This is a genomic window from Brevundimonas staleyi (genome assembly GCF_041893865.1).
GTDB classification, from domain to species: Bacteria; Pseudomonadota; Alphaproteobacteria; order Caulobacterales; family Caulobacteraceae; genus Brevundimonas; species Brevundimonas staleyi.
The window spans coordinates 3,793,746-3,808,871 of sequence record NZ_CP169082.1 but is presented as its reverse complement, the minus strand read 5'-3'; the positions used below and the strand labels follow the sequence as shown (position 1 = coordinate 3,808,871).

General features: G+C 68.3%; 9 protein-coding genes. 5 read left to right on the top strand and 4 right to left on the bottom strand.

Annotated features, from left to right (window positions below):
- Positions 1-57 precede the first annotated feature (57 nt).
- Positions 58-1,176 (bottom strand): N-acetyltransferase, encoded by a 1,119-nt coding sequence (locus ACETK8_RS19105; protein WP_374037408.1) that lies wholly within the window; start codon positions 1,174-1,176, stop codon positions 58-60.
- A gap of 171 nt (positions 1,177-1,347) precedes the next feature.
- Here ACETK8_RS19105 and ACETK8_RS19100 point away from each other — a divergent pair, with 171 nt between their 5' ends.
- The 4 genes from ACETK8_RS19100 to ACETK8_RS19085 all read left to right on the top strand — a co-directional run bounded on the left by ACETK8_RS19100 (position 1,348) and on the right by ACETK8_RS19085 (position 9,334).
- Positions 1,348-2,010: an ImuA family protein gene (locus ACETK8_RS19100; RefSeq protein ID WP_374037407.1), complete on the top strand. Its 663-nt coding sequence runs from the start codon at positions 1,348-1,350 to the stop codon at positions 2,008-2,010.
- Positions 1,931-3,523: a Y-family DNA polymerase gene (locus ACETK8_RS19095; protein ID WP_374037406.1), complete on the top strand. Its 1,593-nt coding sequence runs from the start codon at positions 1,931-1,933 to the stop codon at positions 3,521-3,523. Before ACETK8_RS19100 ends, ACETK8_RS19095 begins: the two co-directional genes overlap by 80 nt.
- Complete coding sequence (locus ACETK8_RS19090) at positions 3,520-6,852, top strand: error-prone DNA polymerase (protein ID WP_374037405.1); 3,333 nt, start codon at positions 3,520-3,522, stop codon at positions 6,850-6,852. Before ACETK8_RS19095 ends, ACETK8_RS19090 begins: the two co-directional genes overlap by 4 nt.
- Before the next feature lie 556 nt (positions 6,853-7,408).
- Positions 7,409-9,334 carry a peptide MFS transporter gene (locus ACETK8_RS19085; protein ID WP_374037404.1) on the top strand — a complete coding sequence of 642 codons (1,926 nt, stop codon included), beginning with the start codon at positions 7,409-7,411 and terminating at the stop codon, positions 9,332-9,334.
- A 159-nt stretch (positions 9,335-9,493) separates the two neighbouring features.
- On the opposite strand, the gene ACETK8_RS19080 is transcribed toward ACETK8_RS19085, so the two are convergent.
- Both ACETK8_RS19080 and ACETK8_RS19075 read right to left on the bottom strand, forming a co-directional pair.
- Positions 9,494-11,533, bottom strand: coding sequence for a TonB-dependent receptor plug domain-containing protein (locus tag ACETK8_RS19080; protein WP_374037403.1), 2,040 nt, complete (start codon positions 11,531-11,533; stop codon positions 9,494-9,496).
- Between the two features lie 122 nt (positions 11,534-11,655).
- Positions 11,656-12,201: a hypothetical protein gene (locus ACETK8_RS19075; protein ID WP_374037402.1), complete on the bottom strand. Its 546-nt coding sequence runs from the start codon at positions 12,199-12,201 to the stop codon at positions 11,656-11,658.
- Between the two features lie 125 nt (positions 12,202-12,326).
- Here ACETK8_RS19075 and ACETK8_RS19070 point away from each other — a divergent pair, with 125 nt between their 5' ends.
- Positions 12,327-13,265: a TraB/GumN family protein gene (locus ACETK8_RS19070; protein WP_374037401.1), complete on the top strand. Its 939-nt coding sequence runs from the start codon at positions 12,327-12,329 to the stop codon at positions 13,263-13,265.
- Positions 13,266-13,630: 365 nt separating this feature from the next.
- On the opposite strand, the gene tldD is transcribed toward ACETK8_RS19070, so the two are convergent.
- Positions 13,631-15,061: a metalloprotease TldD gene (gene tldD, locus ACETK8_RS19065; protein ID WP_374037400.1), complete on the bottom strand. Its 1,431-nt coding sequence runs from the start codon at positions 15,059-15,061 to the stop codon at positions 13,631-13,633.
- Positions 15,062-15,126 lie beyond the last annotated feature (65 nt).

Below are 15,126 nucleotides of genomic sequence, written 5' to 3'. Positions count from 1 at the left end.
AGTGTGCTCTCCCCCTACTGCCTACTGCCTACTGCCTACTGCCTACTGCCTACTGCCTCACGCCGCCTGCCGCTCCACCGCCCCCACCGGCACCGGCCTCAGACAGATCCCGTAGTCCGCATCGAACGGCGTGGGCGACCAGACCGCCGCGCCCGGCGCGGTCGATCCGAACTTCACATGGCAATGGCCCCAGCCGCCCTCGCGACGGGCGCTGTCGGCCAGCGGCCCCAGACGGCGCAAGAGGTCCGGGCTGACCATCTGTATGCGGAGCTTCGCCGCCCCCATCGACCGGGCGTTCATCAGAAGCGCCTGCATCAGGGCCGGCACGGCCTTCGCCTCGTCCTCCAGGGCGATCAGGTCGATGATCTCCAGCATCGGCGGCTCGATCGGATTGCCCTTGGACATCATGGCCATGGCATAGCCCCGGATCGTCGCGTCGCGGCTGTAGGCCAGCAACAGCGGCCGCAGCGTCAGATCGGGATCGGCCAGCCGCCAGCGCAGGGCCTCCGGGCTGCGGTCCGCCACGATCTTCCCCTCGGCCTTCAACGCGTCCCAGAAGCCGGCGAAACGGCTGTCGTCCTCCAGATCGGTCAGCACCGACACCCCGTGCGGCAGGGTCAGGGCGTCCGGCTCATGCAGGCGGGGGTTCAAGAGGCGCTCGTGCCTCGCCTCGGTCAGGCGCGGCGCCCGACGATCGATCTCGCGCCACACCCGCCCCTCGACACAGGCCAGGGCGTCGATCCGCCAGGACAGTTTCAGCGCATGGGTCTCGTTCGGCCAGGCGACCATGCCGTAGCGTTTGTAGAGCGGCGCCGACACGGCGTTGGCGTTGAAGGTGTAGTGGGCGAACAGGCCGGGCTGGCTGTTGAATGTGGTGATCAGCTTTCGGCTCGCGCCCCGGGCCTTGGGCGTCACGATGATCGAGAAGCCTGTGGCTCCATAAAGCGTGCGGCCCTCGTGGTGGAACCGCTGGACGAAATTGCCGGTGAAGCCGGCCGGGTCTCCGTCCGCGTCTTCAAGCAGCCAGCCGGCCGGAGCGCCGAGCTCCAGCCGCGCCGGATTGTTCTCCAGCCACGCCCAGCCGGCCTCGGATCGTTCGGGCCAGCCCACGAAGCGATGCAGGGCGTTGATCGCGCCGTGGTCGGTCTCATCGATGGGTCGAACCGTGATCGTCATTCTCGGGCTCCAAAGCGGTACAGGTGATCCCCCTGAGCCCGCCTATGCAGGAGGCGGGCCAATCGAAAACACGCTTAAGTAGAATTCGTGATGAATCCCTGAAGCGTCGCGATTCCGGGTTTGACTCCGTCTGGAACGGAACAAATAATGAACATGGAGTCTTCATCCGCCATGTCACTTCCGTCCTCATCCGCGCCCGATCCGGCCCCGCCGCCCCTCTCCACCCTGTCCGAGGGGCTGGAAGAGGTCTGCGCGGGCGGGGCGCGGGACGTGGCCTCGGCGCTGGCCTTCACCCTCGGTCGTGCCGACGTCGGCGCCGGACGGGGCGTCGTGCTCAGCGCGACCCGCGCCTGGCTGGGCGAGAACGGCCGCCCCTATGGGCCCGGCCTGGCGGGGTTTCGCGCCCGTGAGGGCTTTCTTCTGGTCGAGACGAAGACGGAAGGCCAAGCCCTCTGGGTCATGGAACAGGCTCTGCGATCCGGCGGCGCGGCCCTGGTCATCGGCACGGTCGACGGGGCGGAACTGGCCCAGACCCGACGGCTGGAATTCGCGGCCCGCGACGGGGCCTGTTCCGGCGTCCTTCTGCGCTCCCGCTCCGGCGACCTCAGCGCCGCGCGCCGCCGCTGGCGCATCACAACTTTGGCGAGCAATGGCGGTCGTTTCGATCGTCGCGCGCCGGGACGGATGACCATCCGTGCCGAAATGACCCGCAGCCGGATGGAGCGGCCGGGCGTCTGGATGCTGGAGCAGGATGATGAGACGGATCGTCTCCGTCTGGCTGATCGACTGGCCGGTGACGGTCTGGGCGCGGTCGGCCGGACCCAATACGCCTGACCCCTTCGCGCCCGACGCCGGCCCCTTGGCCATCGTCCAGCGCACGGCTCGGGGACAGATCCTCCATGCCCTGAACCCCGCGGCTCGCGCCCTCAATCTGGCGCGGGAACAGACCCAGGCCGACGCCCGGGCCATGATCCCCCATCTGGCCTGCCACCCCGCCGACCTCGCCGCCGACCAGCGCGCGCTGGAGGCTCTGGCCGTCTGGGGCGAGCGATGGTCGCCCTCCGTCACCGTCGATCCGTCCGAGGGCGGGCTTGAGGGGCTGTTCCTCGACCTGACCGGCGCAACCCATCTGTTCGGCGGAGAGGCCGAGGCCCTGATCCTCATCCAGACCCGGTTGAAGGAAGCCGGCATCCGCGCCCGCGCCGCCATGGCCCCCACCCACGGCGCCGCCTGGGCCCTGGCCCGCTATGGCGGGGCCAAGCGAATCGCCACGGACGCCGATGTGCGCGAGGTCCTGGCCCCCCTGCCGGTCGAATCCCTGCGCGTCACCGACGCCGCCCTGAAACAGACGAAGCGGTTCGGGCTGAAACGGATCGGCGACCTCTATCCCATGCCCCGCTCAGGGCTCGCCCGCCGTTTCCGCGACGGCGCCGGCGTCGGTCTGGTCCGGCGGCTGGATCAGGCGACGGGCGCCACCAACGAGGCCCTGATCCCCACACGCGCCCCGCCCCGCTATCGCGGGTGGGAGGCCTATGCCGATCCCTTGGGCGACACCGCCGGGATCGAGAGCCGCCTGCCCGGACTGATGGATCAACTGGCGCGGTCGATGGAGTCGGATGGACAGGGGGCCCGCGTCCTGACCCTGACCGCCTTCCGCGTCGACGGCCAGACCCGCGCCCTGTCGGTTCGCATGGGCCGGGCGCTCCGCGACGCCTCCATCTGGATGCGGCTGTTCCGCGAGACCGGCGTCGAGAAGATCGACCCCGGCTTCGGCATCGACGCCCTCATGCTGACCGCCGACGTCACCGAACCCGTCGTCGCCCTCCAGGTCGTCATGGGCGACGAGGAGCAGGCCTGCCATGCCGAGGGTCTGGCCGCCCTGATCGACCGCCTCTCGGCCCGGCTGGGGGAGGGGGCGGTGCGTGTCGCCGATCCCTTCGGCTCCTGGTTGCCCGAGCGCGCCGAACGCTGGCGACCGGCCCTGTCGAAGGCCTCGCCGCCGGAGGAAGGCCTTCGCGACACGGCGCGCGCCCGTCCTCTCCTCATCCTCGACCCGCCCGAGCCCGTGGACACCATCGCCGAGATGCCCGACGGCGCCCCCGCCTTCTTCACCTGGCGACGGGTCCGACGCAGCGTCGCCCGCGCCGACGGCCCCGAACGTCTGTCCCCGGAATGGTGGCGGCCGCGTCCGGACGATCGCCTGACCCGCACCCGCGACTACTACCACATCGAGGACGATCAGGGCCTCCGCTACTGGCTGTTCCGCGAGGGCCTCTACGGCGCCGACTACACCGGCGCGAAGGACGAACGGCCGCCGTCCTGGTGGATGCACGGAATGTTTGCGTGATCGAGTGGAACGGCGAATACGCCGAGCTCGGCGCCATCACCAATTTCAGCTTTCTCGAGGGCGCGTCCCATCCTTGGGAAGTCATGATGCAGGCCAAGGCGCTCGGCCTCGCCGCCGTCGGCGTCGCCGACCGCAATACGCTTTCCGGCATGGTCCGGGCCCTGATGGGCGCCGAGGACTACGACATCCCCCTCGTCGTCGGTTGCCGCCTGGGCTTCCTCGACGGGACCGAACTGATCGTCTTCCCCCGAGACCGCGCCGCCTACGGCCGCCTGTGCCGCCTCCTGACCCTCGGCAAGAGCGAGATCCTCGACGACGCGCCGCCCCCGACGCCTTCGCCCCATCCCCACCTTCGCCTGGTCGAACCCGTCGACGAAGACCCCGCCCCCGACCGCACCCCCAAGGGCGAAACCCGCCTGACCTTCGACCAGGCCCTCGCCCACGGCGAAGGCATGATCGCCCTCGCCGTCGCGCCCGAGGCCCCCGACGCCGCCTTCGAGGCCCGCCTCCTCGCCTGGCGTCGCGCCTGGCCCGACACCCTGTATCTCGCCGTTGCCCCCCTCTGGCGCGGCGACGACCGCGCCCGGCTGAACCGGCTGGCGGGCATGGCGACCCGCACGGGCGCCCCCCTGATCGCCACCAACGCGGTCATGTACCACCGCCCCGACCGGCGCCCGATGCAGGATGTCCTCACCTGCATCCGCGAAGGCACGACCATCGACAAGGCCGGCCACCGGCTTCAGGCGAACGGCGAGCGCTACCTCAAACCGGCGACGGAAATGGCCCGTCTGTTTCGCGGCTACGAAGCGGCGCTGGCCCGGACGATGGAGGTGGTGCGGGGGTGCGACTTCTCGCTCAAGGAACTGGCCTACCACTATCCCGACGAGCCGATCCCTCCCGGCTGGACCGCCCAGCGATGGCTGATCCGCCTGACCTTCAAGGGCGCGCGCAAACACTGGCCCAAAGGCGTGCCGACCAAGGTGCTGGACGGCATCGTCGCCGAGCTGAAACTGGTCAAACAGCTCGGCTATCCGAACTATTTCCTGACTGTCCACGACATCGTCCAGTACGCGCGCGGCCAGAAGATTCTCTGTCAGGGGCGGGGGTCGGCGGCCAACTCCTCGATCTGTTTCTGCCTCGGCGTCACCAATGTGAACCCGGCTGAACAGGACGTGCTGATCGAGCGGTTCATCTCCGCCGACCGGTCCGAACCACCCGACATCGACGTCGATTTCGAGCACGAGCGGCGCGAGGAGGTGATGCAGTATGTCTACCACCGCTATGGCCGCGACCGCGCCGGGATCGTCGCCACCATCATCCATTATCGCCCCCGCTCGGCGATCCGGGATGTCGGTAAGGCGCTCGGTCTGACCGACGACGTCACCGCCCGCCTCGCCGACACCGTCTGGGGCTCCTGGGGCTCGGAGGTGAAGGACGACCACGTCGACCGCACCGGGATCAGCCGCGACGACGCCCGCATGGATCTGGTCTTCGACCTGACGAAGGAGCTGATCAAATTCCCCCGGCACCTCTCCCAGCACGTCGGCGGTTATGTGCTCAGCCAGGGGCCTCTGGTGGAGATCGTCCCCATCGGCAACGCCGCCATGCCGGACCGGACCTTCATCGAGTGGGACAAGGACGACATCGACTATCTGAAGCTGATGAAGGTCGACGTGCTGGCCCTGGGCATGCTGACGGCCATGCGCCGCGCCTTCGACCTGATCGCCGAAAACTATGGCGAGCGGCTGGAACTCGACACCGTCCCGACCGGACAAAAGCCCGTCTACGACATGCTGTGCCTCGGGGATTCCCTCGGCGTCTTCCAGGTCGAGAGCCGGGCCCAAATGGCCATGTTGCCGCGATTGCAGCCCCGGACCTTCTACGACCTCGTCGTCGAGGTCGCCATCGTCCGGCCCGGCCCGATCCAGGGCGACATGGTCCACCCCTATCTGAAGCGCCGCGCCGAGCGCCGGGCGGCGCAGGCGGCCGGTGTTCCCTTCGTCATCGACTACCCGCATCCGGCGCCGGAACACGGCCCGAAGGACGAGTTGCAACGGGTCCTCGACAAGACTCTGGGCGTCCCCCTGTTTCAGGAGCAGGCGATGAAGATCGCCCTCGACGCGGCCAAATTCACGTCGAAGGAAGCCAACGGCCTGCGCCGCGCCATGGCCACCTTCCGCCACATGGGCACCATCGGCGACTACGAGGAGATGTTCATCACCAAGCTGGTGGAGCGCGGCTACGATCCCACGTTCGCTTATAAATGCTTCAACCAGATCAAGGGGTTCGGCGAGTACGGCTTTCCAGAAAGCCACGCCTGTTCCTTCGCCTTCCTCGTCTATGTCTCGGCCTGGATGAAATGCGTCTATCCGGACGCCTTCGCCGCCTGTCTGTTGAACAGCCAGCCGATGGGCTTCTACGCCCCCGCCCAGATCGTCAGGGACGCTCAGGAGCACGGGGTCGAAATCCGCCATCCCGACGTGAACGCCAGCGACTGGGACGCGACGCTGGAAGAGGGGAGAACCCCGGAGCGTCGGGCGATGCGCCTCGGCTTCCGCGCCATCGACGGGTTCAAGAAGGACTGGGCGCTGAACATCATGGAGGAGCGCAAGATCGCGCCCTTCCGCGATCTGGAGGATCTGCGCCTTCGCGCCGACCTGCCCATGTCCGCCCTCGACCGTCTGGCCGAGGCCGATGCCTACGGCTCCCTCGATCTCTCCCGCCGTCAGGGGATGTGGGTGGCCAAGGGGGCGGTGCCGGCGTCTTCGGCGCCCCTGTTCGCTGCCATGGGGCTGGACGAGGCGGACGGGTCGCCGCCGGCGGCCCTGCCGCGCCTGACCGACGCCGAGGAGGTGGTCGGCGACTATCAGACCATCCGACTGTCGCTGAAGGGCCACCCCGTCGCCTTCCTGCGTGATCGGCTGACGAAGGCCGGGGCCATGACGGCGGAGGCCTACAGGACGACGAAGGAGAACCGGCGCGTCCGCGTCGGCGGGGTCGTTCTGGTGCGCCAGCGTCCCGGTTCGGCCAAGGGGGTGGTCTTCCTGACCCTGGAGGACGAGACGGGGGTGGCCAATCTGGTCGTCTGGCCCGACGTGTTCGAACGGCTGCGTCCCGTGGCCATGGGCGCGCGGATGGTGCTGGCGGTCGGCAGGATCCAGCGCTCAGAGGAGGGCGTGACCCATCTGGTGGTCGAGGACCTGATCGACTGGACCCCGATGCTGGGCCATCTCTCGACCGATCCGACACCGGGCTCAGGCCATGCCCCGACGCGGGGTCGGCATCCGAGGGATGTCCGCATCCTGCCGGGCTCGCGGGATTTTCATTAACCTCCCTCTCCCCTTGCGGGAGAGGGAGACGGCGCACGAGAGCTTAGCGATCGTTCTTGCGCCGGCGGGTGAGGGGTCACACCGGCGGTTCGAGTGAGCCCAATCGTCACCTCCCCATCGAAGATGGGGAGGACAGGTCGCGGGCAGCGACCAGGAGGGGGCGACGGGGTCTCACCGAGCGAGCACCCGCCAGCCCTCACTCAGACCTTCGGAGTCGCCCCCTCCTGATCGCTGCCCGCGACCTGTCCTCCCCACGCGCCGGAGGCGCCGGAGAGGTGACGACAATGCCGGCGTCGCCTGCCGCCCCCACCCCGTCGCTTCGCGACGCCCCTCCCCCGAGGGGGAGGCAGAGCGTCAAAACGGCCCTTCATCGCCGCCTTGTGACGCTTCGGTTATCCATAAGGCTTGTCGGGTCATCCCCGGTGTGGTGCTTATGCCGGCTTGAGCGCGCCCTGTTCGGCGCGGCGTTAGGGAGTGGGCGGTTGATCCAGACCGAAGAAGGAGCCCGTATCGGGCTTCGCCAACAACGACTTACCATCCGCGCGGGAGGCCGCGCATGAACATCGTCATCATCCTGGGTATCGTCATCACCCTGGTGACCGGCCTTCCGGTCCTGATGCAGATCCTGAAACAGCACCCCAAGGGCCTGTTGATCTGTTTCTTCGCCGAGATGTGGGAGCGTTTCTCCTTCTACGGCATGCGCGGTCTTCTGATCTTCTATCTGACCCAGCATTTCCTCTTCCCTGACAGCCAGGCCTCCGGCCAGTACGGCACCTACGGCTCCCTGGTGTACCTCCTGCCCCTGATCGGCGGCATCGTCGCCGACCGCTACATCGGCACGCGCAAGGCCATCATGTTCGGCGCCATCCTCCTGGTCATGGGCCACGGCCTGATGGCGGTCGAAGGCAGCCCGGCCCAGCAGGTCCTGCGCAACGGCGACCAGACCTATGTCGTCCAGTCGGTCGAGCGTGGCGATCTGAACGTCGCCCAGGTCGTCGTCGACGGCACGGCCTACGACTACACGACCACCAACGGCGCGATCGCCGTCCAGGGCCTGCCGGCCGGTTCGCCCCTGGCGACCGCGACCCTTCAGCCCGACGTGATCAAGTCGACGGGCGAGCCCTGGTTCTTCCTGGCCCTGTCGCTCATCATCATGGGCGTGGGCTTCCTGAAGCCGAACATCTCCACCCTGGTGGGTCAGCTCTATCCGCAGGGCGATCCGCGTCGGGATTCCGGCTTCACCCTCTACTACTACGGCATCAACCTCGGCGCCTTCTGGGCGGCGGTGCTGTGCGGCTACCTCGGCCAGAATTTCGGCTGGGGCTGGGGCTTCGGTCTGGCCGGCATCGGCATGTTCGTGGGTCTGATCGTCTTCTGGCTGGGCAAACCCCTGCTGCAGGGCAAGGGCGAAAGCCCCTTCCCCGAGCTGATCAAGAAGCCGGTCGCCGGTTTCCTGAACCGCGAGACCATCATCTATCTGCTGGCCTTCGTCGGCGTCGGCGCCCTGTTCTTCATCGTGCCGAACCACGCCCTGGTCGGTCAGGGGCTGCTGCTCTCGACCATCGCGGCCCTGGGCTTCATCGCCTGGTTCATCGTCTTCAAGCTCAAGGGCGACAAGATCGCGCGCGAGCGGATGATGCTGGCCATGGTGCTGATCTTCGGCTCGGCGGTCTTCTTCACCCTGTTCGAACAGGCCGGTTCCTCGCTGAACCTGTTCGCCGACCGTAACGTCGACCTGTCGCTGACGGGCGCCGCCGGCACCTTCCTCGGCATCCCCTACGGCACTCCGGCCCAGATGGCGGCCGCCGGCCTGCAGACCACAGGCCTGTGGATCGACACCTCGATCACGGCCTCGCAGACCCAGTCGTTCAACGCCGGCTTCATCCTGATCTTCGCCCCCGTGTTCGCGGCTCTCTGGGCCTTCCTGGGTCAGCGCAAGATGGACCCGAACCCGGTCGTGAAGTTCGGCCTGGGCATCATCCAGGTCGGCCTCGGCTTCCTGGTCGTGGTGTGGGGCGCCAACTCCGGCATGGTCGACGAGTCGTTCCGCACGCCTCTGGTGCTGCTGGGCTTCCTCTACATGCTGCACACGACGGGCGAGCTCTTCCTGTCGCCGGTGGGCCTGTCGGAAATCACCAAGCTGTCGGTCGCCTCGATCGTCAGCTTCATGATGGCCGTCTGGTTCATGGCCTCCGCCATCGCCCACTTCCTGGGCGGCGAGATCGCCAAGCTGGCGGGCACGGACACGGTGGGCGGCCACGTCGCCGACCCCGAGGCCGCGCTTCAGACGTCGCTCCAGACCTTCAACCTGATCGGTCTGTGGGGCGTCGGCATCGGTATCGGCTTCATCATCATCAGCTTCTTCATCTCGAAATGGTCGAACGGCGTGAACGAGCCGGGCAACCATCCGGGACCGGATCTGACCGATGGCGGTCGCGAGGACGGCAACGTCGCGCGTCCGAACGCCACCACGACGGGCTGATCGGTTCGTCGGACAAAGAGAAAGGCGGCGTCCTCGCGGACGTCGCCTTTTTTGTGAACCGGATGTGGAATTAATTCATAATCCGTCCTTGCCTCGCCGACGCCGGCCCCATCTGGAGAGCCGGTCTTTGACATCGTCGGCGACGCCTTTCGGCCTTCATCAGAAGGTCTTGCGGACCCGGATCTGCCAGAAGGTGCGCGGATCGACAGGGCGCAGTTCGACATAGTCGATGGGCCGCGCCTGGCTGCGGTTGGCGAAGACCGTCCGTTCCACCTGGAAGTCGTTCCAGACGTTGACCTTGACGAAGATCGAGAGCGTCGGGGTCGGCTTGTATTCGGCGAAAGCCTCCAGATAGTCGCTGCCGCGGAAGCCCGAGGTCTGGTCCGGGTCGTAGGAAATCTGCTGCAGGCGATCCAGGTAGGTGACCGACCAGTTCACCTTCCAGCTCGTGATGTCCTGCGACAGGGTGAAGCCGGGCTGGGACGGGCGGACGCGCGAGATGGGGCGGATCTGGCCCGTGGTCGGGTCGGTGACCTCGGTGTGGTTCCAGGTGTTGCGGAACTGGAACCGGCCGCCCGAGAAGCCGGTCCAGTTCAGCGGCACGATCACATTGACCGCCAGCTGATCCAGCGTCCCGTCGCCGATGTTGCCGGTCGCCGACAGGTTGCCGGGCAGGGGCAGGCGGTCGATCACGTCGATGATCTCGTCGTGGCGGTAGCCGATGGAAACGATGCCGTCACCCAGGAAGCGGCGCTCGTAGATCAGCTCCGAGATCCAGCGCTGTTCCGGCTCCAGATCGACGTTGCCGCCGAAGACGTTCTCGTTGCTGAGCTCGGCCGAGGCGGCGAAGTCGCCGAAGTCCAGCTGGCCCAGTTCACGCTCGAAGCGGAAGCGGAGCTGGTTCTGGGGCATGGGGGTCCAGGTGACCTGGACGCGCGGCTTGGCGAAGAAGAAGCTCTTCTCCAGATCGGCGTCGCCGGACTGGCTGATGGTCGAGGCCTCCAGACGCAGGCCGCCCTCGACGGTCAGGTTGGGACGGACGCGCCAGGTCGCCTTGCCGAAGGCCTCCCCCCGCGTTTCCTCGACCGTGACCGAGGCGGAGGGCAGGGGCACGCCGACGCCGCCGACGCTGAAGGCCTGATCGACCGACAGCATGTTGTAGGCGACCTCGCCGCCGCCTTCGAGGGTCATCGAGGGCGACCGCTCCCAGCGCAGCAGCGAGCGCAGGATGGTCTCGGAGGACTCGCCGGTCGAGGCGAAGCGCTGCTCCGGGCTGTCGACGGCGCCGAGGCGGGTGGAGGAGACCGAGGCGCTCTCGAAGTCGCTCCATTCGCGGATGAAGCGGGTTTCCGAGGTCAGGCCGTTGCGGACCGGGCGGGTGTAGACCGCGCCGACCTCGCCGCTGGCGCCGTCCTCGTCGTAGCTGTTGCGGCGAAGCACGTTGGGGGCGTCCTGGACGCTCCACTGGCTGTAGTCGTTCTGGCCGATCCGGGCGGTCAGGTCGATCTTGCCGCCCAGGAAGGTGTTGGCGTAGTTGCCGCGAACGCTCTGGCCGCCGCCCTGCTGGTCGTTGCGATAGCCTTCGTCGCGCAGCAGGGTCCCGTCGGCCGAGCGGCGGATGACGCGGCCCACGCCGTTGGCGTCGCTGATCGAAACGCCGTCCGACAGGGTGAAGCCCATGACGCGGTCGCCGTCGCGGGCGGTGAACTGGTAGCTGCCGTTGGCCGCGTCGGTGCCGCCCTCGAACAGGAAGTAGCTGCCGGTCAGGATCTGTTCGATGCTGGACTGGCTCTTGGTGATGACGTTCACGACGACGGAATAGCCCTGCATGTCGATGCCGGGGGCGCCGCCGCGGACCAGTTCGATGCGGTCGACCTGGGCGACCAGGGTGCGGCCGAGGACCGAGGAGCCGGTGTCGTTCTTCGAGGCCGGGCGGGCGCCGTTGATCAGGATGTTGCCGACCGCGCCTTCGAAGCCGCGCGAGCCGGCGCCGTCCTGGACCGAGAAGCCGGGGATCCGGTTGACCATGTCCAGCGCGGTGTTGGGGCGCTGGGCGGCGAAGAAGTCCGGGGTGAAGACCAGGACGCCCTGCTGGCCGGCTTCGGCCTGGGGCGCGGGGGCAGGGGCCGTCGTCTGGGCCAGGGCGCCGGTCGCCGTGAACAGAATGGCCGTCGTGGCCAGAAGAATGGTCTTGGTCATCGCCTGGGGTTCCCCTCGTTTTGTGAGGAGAGGTGTGACGACCCGCCGCGTTTCACTCCAGTTACAAGCTGGACAGGTGGATTACATCTTGGACAGCATTACAGGGCGGCAATCTTCGTGTCTTATTCAGACGAATACTGAACCGGACCGGGCGCTTCATTTCCAGTCGTGGCGGTTGCACTTGGCGTGCCGGCCTCGATCCGTTCCCAGCGCACGCGACGCTCCTCGGCGTAGTCGGGGCGTGGCTTGTCGAAGCCGAAGGACCGGGATCCGTCAGCCAGAGGGTCGGCGGGACGCGGGGCCGATTCGATCACGCGGACTTCGCGCACCGGGGTCGGCATGGGCATGCGGGGCGTGTCCTCCCGCGCGGGCAGGGGCGGGCCCAGCCAGGCGGGTTCGGGCGTATAGGTGTCGTCGACCGGAGGCGCGGCGGCTCGTTCCAGGGCGGCGCGGTCGAAGCCGTCGTTGAGGGCGCCGACCTCCATCGTCTCTCCGGGCAGGACCTCGGGTTCCACGGGTGCGACGACGGCGATGCTGATGCCTGGTCCCAGGGGGCGGGCCGCTTCCGATCCGCCCATGATGAAGGCGCCGACGCCGACGACCCCGACGACCACGGCCAGGGCGGCGAGGCCCAGGCGGACGTCGGTGCGGGACAGGGGGTGGGTCATGGCGACGGGACCTCTGGTCGGCGGGCGTCAGCGGAACACCGCGAAAGGGCGACGGTTCCGCACGGCCACGCTTGAGCCACAACCGCCTTCGATGGTCCAGTGAAACGGCTGTGAAGGAGTGGCGCATGCGACGCGCGATGGCGGGGTTGGGTCTGGTTCTGGCGCTGGCGGCGACGACGCCGGTCTGGGCCCAGGACGCGGACGAGGACAGGGTCGAGGACATCGTCGTCACCGCCCGCCGGGCAGGGGCGCCGATGTGGACGGTGGAGCGGGGCGATTCGACCGTCATCCTGGTCGGCGCCATCAGCGGGGTGCCGCGCGACTTCGTCTGGCGACCCGAGGCGCTGGAGGAGGCGACGCGGCGTTCGCAGCGGATTCTCTATCCGACCGAGGCGCGCGGCTCCATGAGCGACGTGTTTCGCATTCTGTGGCGCATCCGGACCATCTCGCGTCTGCCGCAAGGGACGACCACGGCCGACTATCTGCCGCCGGACCTGCAGGCCCGACTGGAGACGCTGATGGCCGGGGAGGGCGACGGCTGGCGCACCAAGAGCTTCGTCGCCCTGAGCTTCGATCTTCTCGAAAAGGCCGGGCGAGAACGGCGGACGTCCGGCGCGGTCGCGGCGGTGCGTGATGCGGCGCGGCGCGCAAGGCTCTCGGGCGAACCCGTCGGCATCGTGCGGGGCGATGAGCTGGTGGAGGGGCTGATCTCCGGGCCTCCCGCCCAATACACCCCCTGTATCGGGGCCTCGATCGCGGCGGCGGAAGCCGGACCCGCCGGCGCGCAGGCGCGGCTGGAGGCCTGGCGTTCCCTGAGGGTCACGGAGGTTTTGGCCGCGCCGCTGGATCAGGCCTACGACCTGTGCTGGCCATCGGGCGATCCCGAGGTGGCGCCGGCCCAGCGCGAGCAATGGCGCGCGGCGACGCAGAATGCGCTGTCCCAGCCGGGCGTGACGGTGGGCGTCGCGGCCCTGCGCCTGTTGGCCGAGCCCGGCGGCGTGCTCGACCAGCTGGAGGCCGAGGGGCTGGACGTGCGCGGACCGGACTGGAAGGCTGAAGACTGAGCGAGGCGCGTTCCAGGCGCTTGCACTGTTTCCGGAATTCGGAGTGCAACAGTGCAAAGGGTCGGAACGTCTGTGGCACTGATCGCGAAAACGGAGTGCCACGTGCCACGTGCCAGTTCTTTAGAATCAATGCGTTGTCGGTCGGCGGTGGTCAGGTCGTGCCAGATTATGTGAAATTTGGCGGCCGCGAGCGTGCAGCGCGTTCGATGTCTATGGACGTGTCAAAGACCTGACGCGGACGTGGGGAGGATGGGCAGGCGGCGCAAGGGCCGGGGAAGAATATTTTCTCAGAACCGAGTCGGGCGCTGCACCCCAGCCTTCGCCGGGGTGCATGGGCAAGGGGGGCTGGACCGTGAAGACGGAGCCTAGACCGCCGTGCCGCCCACCGTCAGGCCGCCGATCTTGAGCGACGGCTGGCCGATGCCGACCGGGACGCCCTGGCCCGCCTTGCCGCAGACGCCGACGCCGGGGTCGAAGGCGAAGTCGTCGCCGATCATGGTGACATTGGTCAGGGCCGTGGCGCCGTCGCCGATCAGGGTCGCGCCGCGCACCGGAGCGGTGATCTTGCCGTCCTCGATCAGATAGGCCTCGGTGCACTGGAAGACGAATTTGCCGTTGGTGATGTCCACCTGGCCGCCGCCGAAATTGGCGGCATAGAGGCCGCGCCTGGTGGAGGCGATCATGTCCGCCTGCTTGTCCTTGCCGCCTTCCATGAAGGTGTTGGTCATGCGCGGCATGGGCTGGTGGGCGAAGGACTGGCGACGGCCGTTGCCTGTGGCGCGCTGGCCCAGCTGACGCGCCGACAGACGGTCGTTCATCAGGCCGACCATGATGCCGTCCTCGATCAGGACGGTGCGCGAGGTCGGGGTGCCTTCGTCATCGACCGACAGCGAGCCGCGACGTCCGGCGATGGAGCCGTCGTCGACGATGGTGACGCCCGGCGCGGCGACCCGCTTGCCCATCATGCCGGTGAAGACCGAGGAGCCCTTGCGGTGGAAGTCGCCCTCGAACCCGTGGCCGATGGCTTCGTGCAGCAGGACGCCGGGCCAGCCGGCGGCGAGGACCACGTCCATCTCTCCGGCCGGGCAATCGACGGCCTCCAGGTTCACCAGTGCGCCGCGCAGGGCCTCGTCCACCTGGGCCTGCCAGCGCTCGGGCGCGACCCAGGTTTCGAAGCCGGCGCGGCCGCCGGCGCCGTTGGACATGGTCTCGCGACGGCCATCCTTCTCCACGGTGATGGAGACGTTGAGGCGAACCAGGGGGCGGACGTCCTGAACCTTGAGCGCATCGGCGCGCAGGATCTCGATGGCGCGGCGCTCGCCGACGATGGAGGCCGAGACCTGAACCACGCGCGGGTCGCGGGCGCGGGCCCAGGCGTCGATCTCCTGCAGCAGGGCGATCTTGTCGGAGAAGGCGGGGAAGGCGAGGGGATCGACCGCGTCGTAGAGCTTCTGGTTCGTCGCGCGGGGGCCTTCGGCGGCAGCGCCCGCATGGCCGGACTTGGCCAGGGCGGCCGATTCGGCGGCGCGACGGAGGGCGGCTGCGCTGATCTCGTTGGCGTGGGCGTAGCCCGCGGTCTCTCCGGCGACGACGCGCAGGCCGAAGCCCTCGGTGGCGTCATAGGCGGCGGACTTCAGGCGACCGTCGTCGAAGACGAGCGATTCCGATTCGGAGCGTTCGAGGAAGAGTTCGCCGTCGTCCGCGCCGTGCAGGGCGCCCTGGAGGATCGACAGGGCTTCGTCGGGGTCGACACCGGCGGTTTCGAGGAGCGGCGGCGGGGGGATGTGGACGGTCATGGAGAGAAGATAGGGAGGCGAAGCGCGAATGTCTTCTCCCTCCCCGTTCGGGGAGGGTGGTCGAA